Here is a 15,382-nt window from a genome sequence, read left to right on the forward strand (position 1 = left end):
ATGTGCGGCATTGTCGGCGCGGTTGCGCAACGAAACATCGTCCCGGTTCTGATCGAAGGGCTGCGACGGCTCGAGTACCGCGGCTACGATTCATGCGGTGTCGCCGTGCTGGCGAATGGCGAACCGCGCCGTGCGCGCAGCGTCGCGCGCGTCGCCGATCTCGACGATCAGGTGCGCGACACGAAGCTCGGCGGCGAAACGGGTATTGCGCATACGCGCTGGGCGACGCATGGCGCGCCGGTCACGGACAATGCGCACCCGATCTTCTCGCGCGACACGCTCGCGATCGTGCACAACGGCATCATCGAAAACTACGAGACGCTGCGCGAGATGCTGCGCGGCAAGGGTTACGAGTTCGTCTCGCAGACCGACACCGAAGTGATCGCGCATCTGATCCACAGCCTGTATCGCGGCGACCTGTTCGCGGCGGTTCGCGAAACGGTGCAGCAACTGCACGGCGCGTATGCGATCGCGGTGCTGCACAAGGATCAGCCGCATACGGTGGTCGGCGCACGGCAAGGTTCGCCGCTCGTCGTCGGTCTCGGCGAAGGCGAAAACTTCCTCGCGTCCGACGCGCTTGCGCTTTCGGGCAGCACCGATCGTTTCATCTTCCTCGAAGAAGGCGACGTCTGCGAGCTGCGTCTGGACGGCGTGCGCATTGCCGATCGCGACGGCCAGGCGGCGCAGCGCGAGGCGCGGCAAGTCGCGGCATATGGCGGCGCGGTCGAGCTCGGCCCGTATCGCCACTTCATGCAGAAGGAAATTTTCGAGCAGCCGCGCGCGATCAGCGACACGATTCCAGTGGCCGATTCGATCGAGGCGTCGCTGTTCGGCGAGAACGCGCCGCAGGTGTTCAAAAAGATCGACAGCCTGCTGATTCTCGCTTGCGGCACGAGCTATTACTCAGGGCTTACTGCGAAATACTGGCTCGAATCGATCGCCAAGATTCCGACGCAGGTCGAGATTGCGAGCGAGTACCGCTATCGCGACTCGGTGCCGAATCCGAACGCCCTGGTCGTGGTGATCTCGCAGTCGGGCGAAACGGCCGATACGCTTGCGGCGCTCAAGCACGCGCAGTCGCTTGGCCACCACCATACGCTTGCGATCTGCAACGTCGGCACGAGCGCGATGGTGCGACAGACCGAATTCGCGTTTCTCACGCATGCGGGGCGCGAGATCGGCGTCGCGTCGACGAAGGCGTTCACGACGCAGCTCGTCGCGCTGTTTGTGCTCGCGGTGGCGTTGGGCAAGCTGCGCGGACATCTCGATGCGTCGCAGGAAAGCAGCTATGTCAAGCAACTGCGTCACCTGCCGGCTGCGTTGAACAGCGTGCTCGCGCTCGAGCCGCAGATCATCGCGTGGTCGGAAGAGTTTTCGCGCAAGGAAAATGCGCTGTTTCTCGGCCGCGGGCTCCACTATCCGATCGCGCTCGAGGGCGCGCTGAAGCTGAAGGAAATCTCGTATATCCACGCGGAGGCTTACCCGGCTGGTGAGCTGAAGCACGGGCCGCTTGCGCTCGTGACCGAAGCGATGCCGGTCGTGACGGTTGCGCCGAACGATGCGCTGCTCGAAAAGCTCAAGTCGAACATTCAGGAAGTGCGCGCGCGCGGCGGCCAGCTTTATGTATTCGCCGATTCGGATACGCGCATCGTCAATGCCGAAGGACTGCATGTGATCCGGATGCCTGAACACTACGGCGTGCTTTCGCCGATTCTGCACGTCGTGCCGCTGCAGTTGCTTGCGTATCACACGGCGTGTGCGCGCGGGACCGATGTGGATAAGCCGAGGAATCTGGCGAAGTCGGTGACGGTGGAGTGAGGGGGGCGTGGGGGCTTGGGAGAAGAACAAAAACACGCCACTCCCTCACCCGTTCCGCAACTCCCGCCGAATCAGCTTCCCAGTCGAAGTCATCGGAAGCGACTGCCTATATTCAATAACCCGTGGATACTCATGCGCCGCGAGACGCGTGCGCACATGGTCCTGCAGTTCCCTCGTCAGCGCATCATTAGCCGAGAACCCGTCCGCAAGCACGACAAACGCTTTCACGATCTCCGTGCGTTCCGCATCCGGCACCCCGACCACAGCCACGAGTCGCACGGCCGGGTGCCCAAGCAGACAGTCCTCGATAGGCCCCGGCCCGATACGGTAGCCGGCGCTCGTAATGACGTCGTCGTTGCGGCCGACGTAGTTGATGAATCCATCCGCGTCCATGCGGCCCAGGTCCCCCGTCAGCAGGAAGTCTCCCGCGAATTTACCGGCGGTGGCCGACGGGTTGTTCCAATAGCCGAGAAACATGACCGGATCGGGCGGCCGGATCGCGATATTGCCGATCTGATCAACCGGAACCACGGCGCCGTGGTCGTCCACGATCTGCACGTCGTGGCCCGGCGCGGCGCGTCCGATCGCTCCGGGACGAGGCTCGAACCAGTTGCCGCAGGACGACACAACCATGTTGCATTCGGTCTGGCCGTAAAACTCGTTGATGGTCGCGTTGAGCGCTGTCTTCCCCCAGTTGAGCAGTTCGGCACCCAACGATTCCCCGCCGCTCGCGATCGACCGAAGCCGCAAGTCCCATCGCTCGCGCGGCGATTTCTCCACGCGCAGCATCTTGAGCGCGGTCGGCGGCAAAAACACATGCGTGACCCGGTGACGGCTCATCAAGTCGAATGCCGCCGCGGCATTGAACTTCTCGAACCGGTGTGACACAACGGTGGCCCCGTGATGAAGCGCCGGCAGCAGCAAATCCAGCAGACCGCCAATCCACGCCCAATCGGCGGGGGTCCAGAAGATGTCGCCCCGGCTCACCGTGCCGCCGTGTGACATCTCCACGCCGGGAAGATGGCCCAGCAACACGCGATGCGCATGTAACGCGCCCTTTGGCTTGCCGGTGGTGCCCGACGTATAGATGATGGTGGCCGGGTCTTCCGCGAGTGTCGCGACCGGTTCATAGAAGTCCGGCTCGGCATCGAGCGCCGAGTCGAAATCCTCGATTTCGATAATCGAGTCTTCAACTGGCTCGGTAACGAGTATCGACCGTAAATCGGGTAGCCGGTCCCGGATGGCCGCGATCTTTTTCACGCCAGCGGCATCCGTTACAAGCACGCTTGCGCCGCTGTCTTTCAGCCGATATTCGAGCGCCTCCTCTCCAAACAGCGAGAACAGCGGGACCGAGATGGCGCCGACCTTGAAAGCCGCAATGTGCGCGATGGCAGTGTGTGGAGACTGTGCAAGGAGGATCGCGACGCGGCTTCCTCTCGCCACGCCACGCGCTTTCAGGCAGTTCGCCGCCTGATTACTGCGCCGGCGCAGTTCCCCGAAAGTCACGTGCACGACGCTTGCGTCTCTGTGTTCGTGAACGAGGGCGATTCGCTGCGGCTCCACGTCGGCCCACTTGTCGCAGACGTCGACGCCTATGTTGTAGCGCTCCGGGATCTCCCAACGGAAATGACGAATCTCGTCTTCGTAGCTGGGGCTTCCGCGCAACATATTCACACTCCTAGATACTGTCGTTGCAAGTCGGCGTCGTTCATGATTCGTTCAGGCTCGCATTCGAATACGATACGCCCTTTGTCGACGAGTCGACAATGCGCGCCCATCCGCGAGACGAATTCGAGATTCTGCTCGACGACGATGACGGCAATGCCGTCCCGCCGGTTGATGTCGCGCACCGTCTCGGCTATCTGGTCGACGATCGACGGTTGTATGCCTTCGGAGGGCTCGTCGAGCAGCAGCAGCGAAGGGCGCGTGATCAGCGCCCGCGCGAGGGCGAGGATCTGTTGTTGTCCGCCGCTGAGCGAGTCGCCGCGCGCATCGGCTTTCTCGCGAAGCATGGGAAACCAGGCGAACAAGCCGTCGATGGCCTCGCGCCAGTCCGGCCGCTTCGTGCCAAAGGCCGCGGCCTTCAGGTTGTCGATAACGGACAGCGAAGGAAAGATGTCGCGGCCCTGCGGCACGTAGGCGATGCCTTTACGCGCGCGCCGATGCATCTCCATGTCTTTCAGCGAACTCCCGTCGAACGATATGTCACCCTGCTGCACTGCAATTGCACCCGCTATCGCGCGCAGGAGGGTAGTCTTGCCGACGCCGTTGCGGCCGAGAATGGAAACCATCTGTCCCGGTTCCAACTTCAGGTCCAAACCGTGCAGAACCGAAGTTTTCCCATAGCCGGCGTGGAGGTTCGATATTTCAAGCAGCATGCTCTTGTCCATGTCGACCCAGATATATGTCCAGGATTCGTTCGTCACGGCGCAATTCATCGAGCGACCCCGAAGCAAAGACCTGCCCCTGATGAAACACCGTCACGGGAACATCGAGCGCGCGCACGAATTCCATGTCGTGCTCGACCACGATGACCGAGACCGAACGCCCCAGCAGGCGCACCATCGCGGCCATGCGTGAAGTCTCTTCTCTCGTCATGCCCGCTGTCGGTTCATCGAGCAGGACAACCGACGGTTCCGTCGCGACGACCATGGCAATTTCCAGCCATTGCTTCTGACCATGCGACAGCAATCCGGCGCTGTCGTCAGCACGTTCGTTGAGTCCCAGCCAGTCGATCAGCTCCTGAGTCCGGCGGTCTGCGGACCTCGCATGCCTCAGACGTCCGAACGCTGCCAGCCAGAGGTTTTCGCGTACGGACAGGTCGTTGAAAATGCTGGCCACCTGAAGCTTGATGCCGAGCCCGCTGCGCACTCTGTCGTGCGACTTCATGTGAGTGATGGGGCGGCCTTCGAGCTCGATTGCGCCGCGACTGGGCGGAAAACGACCGACAAGCAGATTGAAGAAGGTGCTTTTGCCGGCGCCGTTTGGCCCGATCAGGCAATGAACGCCGCGCTGCCCGAACTCGATGGTCGCTTCCTGTACCGCTTTTACGCCACCGAAGCGCTTCTCGAGTCCGTTCGCGGTAAGCGCGGCGCCGCGCGATCCGCTCAGGAACGGCAATTCGCCGAGCCGCGGCTCGCGCGATTCGGCTTGCGCGGCGAGGCTCGTTTTTCGAGCAAGCTTTTTTTCATGTCTCGACGCGAAGTCATTCGCGAGGGTGGGAACGACACCCATCGGCAAAAACAGAACCACTGCGATCAGCACGGCGCCGAGCACGATCGGCGTCGCGTCTCCGGCGCCGCCGCCCAATGCGAACGATGCCGACTGCACCAGCAGCGCGCCGACGAACGCTCCCGCAAACGAAACGCGGCCGCCGACGAGCACCCAGATCACGACCTGAGCGGCAAGCGATAGTCCGAACACGCCCGGGCTGATGAACATGGCCCATGACGCGTACAGCGCGCCGGCAACGCCGGCGATTGCTCCGCCCGCGGTGAACACGATCAGCTTTCGCAGACGAACGTCGTAGGCGAGCAGCTGGGTACGCAACTCGTTCTGGCACAACGCGGTAAGAACCCGGCCAAAGGGGCGCCTCAGAAGCACGTAAAGCAGCGCGACGATCAACGCGCACACCACGACAACGAGCGCATACGACTGCACCACCGTCAGCGCCGTTCCGCCGTCGCCGAACGGCAGTGTGAGCGGAGGGACCGCCGAGATGCCGTTATAGCCTCCGAGTTGCGCTGCGCCGATGTGGTACTTGGGGTCGGCCGTGCTCGACAGCACGGTGAAGAAAACGAGCGTCATCGCCAACGTGATGATGCCGACGTAGACGTCGCCGACGTTGCCATAGAAGATGAAGTAACCGACGATAGCCGCCACGGCTGCCGCGGCCACGATGGCGACCGCCACCGCGCAGAAAGTCTCGTTCGTGACGGGCAGGAAGTTGATGGCAGCAAGGCTGTAAGCGTACGCGCCGATGCCGAAGAACGCGCCTTGCCCGAAGCTGAATATTCCGCCATGGCCCCAAACGAGTGTCAGGCTGACCGCGAGCAGGCCATAAAGCACCCAGCTTGTCGCCTGCATGACCGCGAACTCGGGCATGACCACGCCGAGAACGAGGCAAATCACCGCGACTGCGGCACACGCGACGAGCCGTAGCCTCAAATTGCCGTTCAATAGTTTCATGGGTCGGCGTCCGCTCAGAGCTTGCGTCGCAAGCGACCGGAGATGCCGGTTGGCATCACGCGTACCAGGCAAATAGCCAGGATGAGCAAAGCCGCTTGCCCGAAGAAGGGAGTCGAGAGATACGAAATGACGTTCTCGATGCCGCCCAGCAGCACCGACGCTGCCGCCGCGCCCGTGAGAACCCCGGAACCACCCACGACCACGGTCATGAAAGCGCGGGCGATGTAAGCCTCGCCCATGGTCGGCATCACGCCGACCATGGGCGCCAGCAGCGCGCCGGCGGCACCGGCGAGGCCGGCGCCGAACATGAAAGTCAATGCGTTGATACGCCGCGGGTCGATGCCGATGGCCGAAGCCATCTGTGGCCGCTGAACCGCTGCTCGCGCCATCACGCCATACTTCGTTCGCGTGAAGACCGCATAGACGATCGCAAGCAGCGCGACAGCCGCAACAACAAGCACGATCGAATAAACGGAGACCGAGTATCCGCCTACCCGGAGGCTGCCGCCGGGAGTCGGAATGCCTTGCGTCGTCGGACCGAATACGTAGACCGCGACCTGAGACATGATCAGGCTCAGACCCCACGTCGCAAGCATGCTGTCCGCGAGGCGCCCGTACAGGTGGCGGATCAGCACGCGTTCCACGACCCATCCGTACGCGGCGACGACCGCAGTCGCGAGGATCATCGCAAGCGGCAGCGGGAGACCGCTCCTGACACCTGCCAGCGTCGCAAAAGCGCCGAACATCAGGAACTCGCCGTGGGCCAGATTGATGATTCCCATCATCCCGAACAGCACGGATAGACCTAGGGAGACCAGCACGAGAATCGCGATGCTGAGTCCGACGGACACAGCCATATTGACTATCCAGCCCAAGGTTGAGGCTTCCATCTTCAGGTTCGTCCGAGGCGTTCAGTCATTTAATTCGCGCCGGCGGAAGGCGTGAACTGGCGGGCCGTGCTGGGACGGGCTTTCAGGTCGCATACGCTGCGCTCGTAGCTCGGGGCGACCGCCTGTTGCTCGCCGATTACCGTGAAGCCGTGAGTTTCGTTTGCACGGGCGATATGCACGTTCTGCACGAGATGGTGCGTGCCGGCGTCCATCGACACCTTGCCCGAAGGGCTGTCGAACGCGATGCCGCTCTCGAGCGCGCCGACGACCTTGTCGCGGTCCGTACTGCCCGCCTTTGCGACGGCCATGGCCCACAAATGCCAGCCGTTCCACACCGCGACCGCGCTGTCCGTGATGTACGGGTAGTGATCGCCGTACGCCTTCTTCCAGGTCGCGCGAAACGTGTCGTTGTCCGCGCCGCCGAGTTCCTGGAAGTACGGAAACGCGACGACGATGCCGCTCGCTTCCTTAGGGCTGAGAACGACCTGCTCGTTTCCGAGGCCGAACGTCGCGGAGACGATCTGCATGCGGCTGGGCAATCCCGCCGCTGCGAACTGTCGATAGAAGGCGATGTGATTGCCGCCCACGAGCAGCGAAAAGACGACGTCGGGCTTCGCCTCCTGAAGCTTCGAGATGACCGAACCGAACTCGCTCACGTCGAGCGGGATAAAGTCGGTTCCGATCACGGTGCCGCCGGCCTTCGTGACGTACTGCTTGACCCATTCGGCGGAGATATGACCGTAGTTGTAGTCAGCCGCCAGAACGTAGAACTTTTTCTTGCCGTTCCTGATGGCCCAGTCGACCAGCGGCGCGATCTGCTGGGAAGGCACGATGCCCGTCAGGTAAGCATTCTTGTCGCACACGCCGCCTTCATATTGCTCGTTGTAGAAGTAGAGCGTTTTGTAGCGGTCTGCAACAGGCCGGATCGCTTCCCGCGACGCGCTCGTGATGCCGCCCATGATGACCGATACCTTATCGCGAAGAACAAGCTGATTCGCGTAGGTCGTGTATTTGGCGTTATCGGACTGCGCGTCGTACATGACGAGCTTCAGGGGGCGGCCGAGCACGCCGCCCGATTCGTTGATGGACTGAATGGCAAGCTTCGTGGCGTCCGCCATCGATTTGCCATAGACGTTGAGCCCTCCCGTTTCATCGAGAATGCTTCCGACCGTGATGGGCTCCTTGTCCGCCGCTGTCGCTGGAGTTTGCGCGAGGGACAGCAGGCAAATAACTGCCAGCCAGGAAAGTATTCGACTCATGGAAGCTCCGCTGGTTTGTTGAACGGTTTGCTATCGCCGGCTTGTCAACCTCGCCCGGCGAAGTCGCATGAATGCGCAAGTGCGAGCGAAAGCGGGCACCGACGGAAGTGATGCTGCGAAATTAACAGGGCGTCGTGTAGCCCGCTTGCATATCCAAGACAACGCAATAGTCCCCATCCGCCACACCAGGGTCATTGCTGATGCCGCGCGTTGACCCTGCTGTTCCACGCGCATGGCACGCATGCACAAGCGCGGGGAATTGACGCGCGCTACGCTCGTCTCGTCGCCAATGAAGGAGAACGCAGTGTCCAATTCGAGTGTGGATCAACTGGTCAAGACAATTGCGCAAGCGTCGGATTTGCCTCTCGACGGGAGCCGGACCGCCGCCATCAGCCAGATTCTTGGTGTCTGGTTGAAGGACGCCAACGCGTTGTCGGCAAAAATGAGTGCGCCGGAGTTCGCGCATGTGACGCCGATTACGGGCATTCTGCAGACGGTCAACCACGGCGAGGTGCCACATGGCGAGTGAACTGCCGGGGTTGTCCATCGCGGCCGCCGCGAAGCTCATCCGTCGTGGCGAGGTGAGTCCAGCCGAACTTCTCGAATCGTCGCTTCAGGCAATCGGGCAGCACAACAGTACGCTGCGCGCTTTCATTTCCGTCAACGAAGAATCGGCAAAAAAGGCGGCGGCTGCCGCGGAGCTGATGTTGTCGGCCGGTTACGACCTCGGTCCGCTGCACGGCATTCCTTTGGGCATCAAGGACAACATCGGAATTCGCGGCGAGCGCACGACGGCCGGAAGCAAGATTCTTGAAAACTGGCACCCTGACAAGGACGCCACTGTCATTGCGAAGCTCAAACAGGCCGGCGCCGTATTCGTTGGCAAGACGAACATGCACGAGTTCGCCTGGGGCGGCACCTCCGCGAATCCGCACTACGGACGCGTGCGCAATCCATGGGACACAGCCAGGTTTCCGGCCGGATCGAGCGGCGGGTCGGGCGCCGCCGTTGCCGCCGGTCTTTGCTATGGCGCGCTCGGCACCGACACAGGCGGGTCGATCCGCCTTCCTTCGGCGATCAACGGCGTGGTGGGGCTGCGGCCCACGTATGGACGCGTCAGCAATTCCGGAATCGTGCCTCTTGCCTGGACGATGGATACGGCAGGGCCCATGACGCGGACCGTGGAGGATTGCGCGCTGGTTTTCAACGCGATTGCCGGTGCTGATCCGACCGACCCCGCCACGGCTTCGGTACCGGTCGACGATTACTTATCGAGAATGAGCGTGGGTGTCAGAGGGCTGCGCATCGGTATCGTCCCCCGCTATTTCTTCAGTCACATCCAGTCCGACGTGAAACGTGCGGTCGAGCAGGCGCTGAAGACATTCGAAGAACTAGGCGCTCATCTCGTTGAAGTCGACGTCAAGCACATCGAAGGCAACATCTCCGCGCAACTGACGATCGAATCGGCCGAGCCCAGCACGTATCACCAGAAGTCGCTGCGCGAAAGGCCCGGCGATTTTGGCGAGGACGTTCGCACCTTGCTCGAGGTTGGCGAGATGCTGCTTGCCACTCATTATCTGCAGGCGCAGCGGTACCGGTCCGTGCTGCGCAACGAATTCCTCGAAGCCTTCAAGCGCGTGGACGTCTTCATTTGTCCGACGCTGCCGTTTACCGCGACGGCGCTCGGTGAAACGTCGGTTGTCATCGAAAACGGCGTGGAAGAAGACATGCTTTCCGCCATCATGCAATTTACGGGCGTGGCGAGCCTGACGGGTCTACCTTCGCTCAACGTTCCGTGCGGGTTCGATTCCGGCGGGCTGCCGGTCGGCATGCAGATTATCGGCGCGCCTTTCACTGAGTCGCACCTGTTTTCAGTGGGTCACGCGTTTCAGTGCGCGACCGATTTCCACACTCGACGTCCCGACCTGCGGTGAGAGCATGGCGACGACCGCGCTGCGCATCGCATCTTCGGATGCGCGGCGCAGCGGTTGTGCTGCCGCTCGAACCACGGCTACTCGTCGTCGGTCGACACTGAAGCGGGCCTTTGCGTCCGGAACAGGACGCTTTGCGGCGTCACACCGTAGCTCTTTTTAAACGAGCGGCTGAAGTGAGAAACGTCGCAGAATCCGTAGGTCATCGCAGCTTCCGTGACGTTCTTGACCGTCCCTCCGCGCAGCGCGCAATAGCTGGCCTCCAGCCGCTTCTGCCAGATCGATTTCATCGGGGTGGTCGCCTGTCCCGCGAAAGCACGCGCTAACGTACGCGTCGACACATGCATCGAAGTCGCGATGTGGTCCACGTCGAGGCCGACGTATTCGATGTTCTCCTCGATGAATGCGATTGCCTTGTGGTACAGCGCTGCTTGAGAAGACGCGGCGGGCACGTCGCCTTGATGGATTTCGATGATTGCGCTGACGAGATCGAGGATCGCGCTCGCCACGCGCGACTCGGCATGAGCGGACTGATTCAGCTCTTTCGATTCGCACGCTTCCTTGACCATGGCGCCGAGCACGGCCCGAAAGCCGGTGCCGGGTCCAAGCGACGTAGCGACCACGTGTTCCGCGCGGGCCGTGCGACGAAGCAGGAGGTCCCGCGGAATCCGCAGGATGAAGAACGATTCCGGCGCGATCGTATAGCTGAACGGACGCGCGGCGTCGTAGAGCAAAACGTCACCCGCTTGCTGCACCACTCTTCGGCCGTTCTGTTCGAGGTAGGCGACGCCATGCTCGAGATACGAAAGCCAAAGGTTCGTTTCCGGTCCGGTTCGAATGTTGTTGAAATCCCGCACCCATTGATGCTCGGGGCCGCTCATCTTCGCGACGTGCAGCGCGCCGATCGACCGTCCGACGATGTCGGCGTCAAACTGGTTTCGATGCGGGGAGTCGCTCGCCGCCGGAATGCAATGGCTGCACACGACGTCTCGCCAGTAATCGAAACGATCGGGCGCCGCGACTGCGGAGGTAGAAAACACGTATCGCATCGCAGCTCCTGAATCAGCCCGTCGACGTCCGAGGCCCTGGTTAAACTGACGAGTAGAGTTATCTGCCTTGGACCAGCGTGACAATGAGGGTTTGCGCCGACACCCGTGATGCCGTGCAGCATTGCGTGGGAGTTGAGCGCGCGAGAGGTCCGGCGCCACCATAGACCGCCAAATTCGCCGGTGCAAGATACGGTGACGGGCGCCAGACGTGCGGCGCGGTGGCGACGGAAAGCTTCGTGAAATCAGCCTGCCGGCGATTGGGAGGGCGGGGTGGACGGCGGTGCGGTGCGCGGGTCCGTCGCCGCGTCGCTGCCTGCGTGGTCGGCTACGGCATGGGTTGGCGGCGGAAATACCAGCGTAAACCGCGTCACGCCCGCCTCGCTCCGAGCGAGCCAGCTGCCGCCATGCAATTGCATGATGCTGCGCACGATCGAAAGTCCCAGCCCGCTCGATTCCGAAGACCGCTGCCGCGATGCGTCGGCGCGATAAAACCGGTCGAAGAGCCGCTCGAGATGATGCGGTGGAATTGTCGGGCCGCGGTTCTCCACGTGTAGCGCGACGCCGTCCCCGCGTGCTTCGGCCGTCATTGAAATCGCCGAGCCGGGCTCCGCGTAGCGAACCGCGTTGGCGAGCAGATTGCCGAGCGCGCGCCGCAGCAGCAGCGGATCGGCGAACACCGTGCCGTTCCCGTGCGATTCGATGCGCACGCCGCGGTCGTCGGCAAGGTCTTCGAAGTATTCGACGATGCGCGTGAACTCTTCGGTGACCGGCAGCGCCTTGCGTTCGATTGCATGATCGGCATGTTCGGCGCGTGCGAGGAACAGCATGTTGTCGATCATCTTCGACATCCGTTGCAGTTCCTCGAAGTTCGAGCCGAGCAGCCGCTGGTAGTAGGCGATGTCGCGCGTCTGGCTCAATCCCACTTCGGTTTGCCCGAGCAGGTTGCCGATCGGCGTGCGCAGGTCGTGCGCCATATCGGCGGACACCTGCTTCAACTGCGTGAAACCGCGTTCGAGCCGGTCGAGCATTGCGTTGAACGCACCGATCAGCGCGTCGAGTTCGGGCGGCGCGTCGCGCTGTTCGATGCGTGTCGACAGATTGCCCATGCCGATCGAGGCGGTCTGAGTTGCGAGGCGCCGCAGCGGATTCATGCCGCGGCGCGCGAAGCCGTACGCGAGCAGCGCGGCCAGCAGCGCCGCGAGCGACGCGAAGAGCAGAATCTGATCGCGATAGTCGGCCAGCATTTTCGTGCGCTCGGCCATGAGCCGCCCCGAGATGATCTGCAGATCGCGCTGCCCGGCCGCGCCCTGCGCGGCGGCCGCGACATAGATGAACGGCGTGCCGTCGTCCTGCGTCGTGTGGTGCACGGCCGACAGCGACAGTGCGGCGCCGGCCGGCACCGGCTTGACATCGGGCACGGCCGCGTGACCCGGATTGACCGTGATGAGCGGCGTGCCGTCCTGCATGCGCACGACGAGCAGCGACTCGGTATTGCCGAGCATATTCGCGAAGAGCTGCGGCTTTTCGCGGATCAGATCGCGTACGTCGACGTCGTGCATCAGCGTGCGGATCTGGTCGACACGCGTGACGAGCGCGCCGTCGTCGCGCACCACGAGTTGCGCTTCGAGTTGCCGGTACAGCACGAAACCGACGATCGCCATCGCGCCGAACGCAATCAGCGCAAACAGCAGCGCGAGCCGTGTGGTCAGCGAGATGCGTTTCACGATTCGTCCTCGCAGCGATAGCCGACCCCGTGCACCGTATGAATGAGGCGCCGCTCGAACGGCTCGTCGATCTTTTGCCGAAGCCGGCGCACGGCGACGTCGACGACGTTGGTATCGCTGTCGAAGTTCATGTCCCACACGCGCGAGGCGATCAGCGCGCGCGACAGCACCTGCCCCTGGTTCTGCATGAAGAATTGCAGCAGATTGAATTCCTTGTTGGTGAGCGAGATGCGCGTGCCGTTGCGCTCGACGCGGCGCTTCGGCACATCGACGCGCAGGTCGCCGAGCGTCAGCAACTCTTCCTGCTTTTGCGGCTGCCCGCGCCGCAAGATGATGCGGATGCGCGCGAGCAGTTCGGCAAACGAAAACGGCTTGACGAGGTAATCGTCGGCGCCGAGATCGAGGCCCTTCAACCGGTCTTCGAGCGTGCCGCGCGCGCTGAGGAACAGCACCGGTGTGTCGGTGCGTGCGCCGAGCTTCTTCATGACGGTCCAGCCGTCCATCTCCGGCATCATCACGTCGAGCAGGATCAGGTCGTAGCGCATTTCCTGCGCGAGGTGCAGGCCGTCGATGCCGTTGTTCGCCACGTCGACCACATACCCGGCTTCGGTGAGCCCGTTCTGCAGATAGTCGCCGGTTTTTGCTTCGTCTTCGATGACCAGAATTCGCATTTCGTCTACCGTCGATGTTTCCGCGTGAATCTTGAGCTTGTGCCGGCGCGCGTCGTGCCGGAGATTTCAACGGTGTGCGCAGGCGCGCTGCCGCATCCATCCGCTCGAGGTCCGGGTTGATGATGTTGTCCGCCTTCGCGACCATATACCAGACCGGCGTGTTCTTCCATGCCGGATCGGGGCTCTGCGCGGTGAAAACGGCGGCCGAGGCCGGCATCTGTGCGTGCGCTTCGAACTCCGCTTGCACGCGCGGCAGGTCGGCTGCGCCGACAGCGACCGGGCTGAACGAAGGTATACGCATGGCTGGTCGCTATGCGCCGGATCACGTTACTGAAAAGGGGTGAAACGTGATGCCAGTGTAGGGAAGGGCCTCGGACCGAGCCGTTACCCGGTCATTACAAAAAAATGACAAGGCTGTTGGGGCGGGCCGGTAAACGCGGGCAAAGTCGCGGCAAAGACGCGGGCGAGAGCGGACGAGAACGACCGAGGGCGCCCATGTAAAGGCGCCCCCGTGGCCTCCGGGCCGTGTTCCGGCCCGTCAGCCTGAACCAACTTGCTTTAGTGCTTGCGCTTCTGGGAATCCTTGACGGCTTCCTTCATGTCGCCGACGTCCTTGCGGGTCTGACCGACCTCCTGTTGAACGTCGCCCTTCAACTCCCGGGCCGGATTGTCCGTCGCGCGGCCGATTGCCTCGTTGGCCTTGCCCTTTACCTTCTCAACAGTGCCCTTCACCTGATCCTTATTCATGATGAACCCTCCTTTGAGACGACAAGGCGTCGCCAGCGATAGAAGAGCATGAAGCGAGCCTGCCACGCGCCGCGCATGCGAGTACGGCATTGTGCATGGCAGCAAAAATAAACTGCCGCGTTTTTTCAATCAGGCTGTACGCGATGCCGCGCAGCGACGCATAAAAACTGTCGCGATTGGAATGGCGCTTGCTAAAATCGGAAAAGAGGACGGAGGGCAATATGGCAGACATCCTTATTGTCGATGCCGATGCGAGCGTGCTGAGTACCCTCGGCCTGCTGATCGCTGCGGAGGGCTATGTGGTCCGCACGGCAACCAACGGCAGCGACGCGCTCGATCTCGCGCGCGCGAGCCGTCCCGATGTCCTGATCTCCGATACGCGCACACCTGGACTTTCCGGTCCCGCGCTCGTGCGCGAAATGCGCAAAGACCCTGTACTTGCTTCCGTGCCGGTCATCCTCGCTTTCAACGGCGCATTGCCGCCGCGCATTCGCGTCTTCAGTTTTTTGCGCAAGCCATTACGGTATGCCAGGCTTCTGAAAGTGCTGCACCGCGCCGAGCGCGCATGCGCAAAACGCGACGCGCGCCATTCGCCGACGAACTGGAGAGTCGCCCGGCGCCATCTGAAGGGCGAGCCGAAACCGGGCTGACGGTTCGAGCGCACAGTTTGCGCTCACGCGCACTCGAGGGCACTCGCGCGCGCTCGGGGTCATTCAAGCGTACTCGATCAGTGTCGCGTGTCCGGCAACGACAGCAGCAAGGCCGGCACGCTCATATCTTCGTCGAGTTCAGGCCAGTACAACTGCTGCCGGTCCAGTGAAATCGCGAAGTGCTCGCGCTCGTCGGAAGTCGCAGCTTCCAGCACCGGAAACCAGCGCAGCGGAAACTCGATATCCCGTCCGTCCGACAGCCGCAGAAACAAGTGCGCGCTATCGAAGCTCACATCGACTGCATCGGCATACATGGCTCGCTCCTGAAGAAGACTCTCTACACGCCCTTTACACGACCTCTACACGATAGGTGGCGCGGCAGTCGCGTTCAAGTGAGCCTGGCGCCGCATCTGTGCGGATCGTTGCGTAGTCGTTGCGTGCGTCGCTGCGCGAGG

The 15,382-nt window shown here is 62.4% G+C and carries 15 protein-coding genes; 4 read left to right on the forward strand and 11 right to left on the reverse strand.

The genetic code is table 11. The annotated features are described in order from the left end of the window. Entirely contained in the window at positions 1 to 1,818 is a 1,818-nt protein-coding gene (glmS, locus tag QYH69_RS26665) for a glutamine--fructose-6-phosphate transaminase (isomerizing) (protein ID WP_308834721.1), read from the forward strand. Positions 1,819 to 1,863: 45 nt separating this feature from the next. Here the strand turns inward: glmS and QYH69_RS26670 are convergent, their stop codons facing one another. Genes QYH69_RS26670 through QYH69_RS26690 form a run of 5 tightly spaced genes read right to left on the reverse strand, consistent with a single transcriptional unit; the run spans position 1,864 to position 8,155 of the window. Next, positions 1,864 to 3,486, reverse strand: coding sequence for an acyl-CoA synthetase (locus QYH69_RS26670; protein ID WP_308834722.1), 1,623 nt, complete (start codon positions 3,484 to 3,486; stop codon positions 1,864 to 1,866). Positions 3,487 to 3,488: 2 nt separating this feature from the next. Continuing rightward, positions 3,489 to 4,196: an ABC transporter ATP-binding protein gene (locus QYH69_RS26675; RefSeq protein ID WP_308834723.1), complete on the reverse strand. Its 708-nt coding sequence runs from the start codon at positions 4,194 to 4,196 to the stop codon at positions 3,489 to 3,491. Further along, positions 4,186 to 6,006, reverse strand: a complete 1,821-nt coding sequence (locus tag QYH69_RS26680) for an ATP-binding cassette domain-containing protein (protein WP_308834724.1) — start codon at positions 6,004 to 6,006, stop codon at positions 4,186 to 4,188. The genes QYH69_RS26675 and QYH69_RS26680 overlap by 11 nt, the downstream gene beginning before the upstream one ends. A 14-nt stretch (positions 6,007 to 6,020) precedes the next feature. After that, entirely contained in the window at positions 6,021 to 6,896 is an 876-nt protein-coding gene (locus QYH69_RS26685; RefSeq protein WP_308834725.1) for a branched-chain amino acid ABC transporter permease, read from the reverse strand. Between the two features lie 29 nt (positions 6,897 to 6,925). Next, positions 6,926 to 8,155 carry a transporter substrate-binding protein gene (locus QYH69_RS26690; protein ID WP_308834726.1) on the reverse strand — a complete coding sequence of 410 codons (1,230 nt, stop codon included), beginning with the start codon at positions 8,153 to 8,155 and terminating at the stop codon, positions 6,926 to 6,928. A 304-nt stretch (positions 8,156 to 8,459) separates the two neighbouring features. Between QYH69_RS26690 and QYH69_RS26695 the strand changes: the two genes are divergently transcribed. Both QYH69_RS26695 and QYH69_RS26700 read left to right on the forward strand, forming a co-directional pair. Next, positions 8,460 to 8,684: a hypothetical protein gene (locus QYH69_RS26695; protein WP_308834727.1), complete on the forward strand. Its 225-nt coding sequence runs from the start codon at positions 8,460 to 8,462 to the stop codon at positions 8,682 to 8,684. After that, positions 8,674 to 10,089, forward strand: a complete 1,416-nt coding sequence (locus QYH69_RS26700) for an amidase (RefSeq protein WP_308834728.1) — start codon at positions 8,674 to 8,676, stop codon at positions 10,087 to 10,089. Before QYH69_RS26695 ends, QYH69_RS26700 begins: the two co-directional genes overlap by 11 nt. 77 nt (positions 10,090 to 10,166) lie before the next feature. On the opposite strand, the gene QYH69_RS26705 is transcribed toward QYH69_RS26700, so the two are convergent. From QYH69_RS26705 to QYH69_RS26725, 5 genes are all read right to left on the reverse strand, one after another. Further along, the gene (locus tag QYH69_RS26705) at positions 10,167 to 11,297 is read right to left on the reverse strand and encodes a helix-turn-helix domain-containing protein (protein WP_308834729.1); all 1,131 of its coding nucleotides are present in this window, start codon (positions 11,295 to 11,297) and stop codon (positions 10,167 to 10,169) included. An 80-nt stretch (positions 11,298 to 11,377) separates the two neighbouring features. Then, complete coding sequence (locus tag QYH69_RS26710) at positions 11,378 to 12,859, reverse strand: heavy metal sensor histidine kinase (RefSeq protein ID WP_308834730.1); 1,482 nt, start codon at positions 12,857 to 12,859, stop codon at positions 11,378 to 11,380. Beyond that, positions 12,856 to 13,530, reverse strand: coding sequence for a heavy metal response regulator transcription factor (locus tag QYH69_RS26715; protein ID WP_308834731.1), 675 nt, complete (start codon positions 13,528 to 13,530; stop codon positions 12,856 to 12,858). The genes QYH69_RS26710 and QYH69_RS26715 overlap by 4 nt, the downstream gene beginning before the upstream one ends. A gap of 558 nt (positions 13,531 to 14,088) precedes the next feature. Next, entirely contained in the window at positions 14,089 to 14,277 is a 189-nt protein-coding gene (locus QYH69_RS26720; RefSeq protein WP_075158409.1) for a CsbD family protein, read from the reverse strand. After that, the gene (locus QYH69_RS26725) at positions 14,270 to 14,509 is read right to left on the reverse strand and encodes a hypothetical protein (RefSeq protein WP_308834732.1); all 240 of its coding nucleotides are present in this window, start codon (positions 14,507 to 14,509) and stop codon (positions 14,270 to 14,272) included. Before QYH69_RS26725 ends, QYH69_RS26720 begins: the two co-directional genes overlap by 8 nt. On the opposite strand from QYH69_RS26725, the gene QYH69_RS26730 reads away from it, so the two are divergent. Beyond that, complete coding sequence (locus QYH69_RS26730; protein ID WP_075158408.1) at positions 14,499 to 14,927, forward strand: response regulator; 429 nt, start codon at positions 14,499 to 14,501, stop codon at positions 14,925 to 14,927. The two genes, QYH69_RS26725 and QYH69_RS26730, sit on opposite strands and share 11 nt — an antisense overlap. Before the next feature lie 77 nt (positions 14,928 to 15,004). On the opposite strand, the gene QYH69_RS26735 is transcribed toward QYH69_RS26730, so the two are convergent. After that, entirely contained in the window at positions 15,005 to 15,241 is a 237-nt protein-coding gene (locus QYH69_RS26735; RefSeq protein WP_075158407.1) for a DUF2442 domain-containing protein, read from the reverse strand. Between the last annotated feature and the right edge of the window lie 141 nt (positions 15,242 to 15,382).

The organism is Paraburkholderia sp. SARCC-3016, assembly GCF_031119615.1.
Lineage (GTDB): Bacteria > Pseudomonadota > Gammaproteobacteria > Burkholderiales > Burkholderiaceae > Paraburkholderia.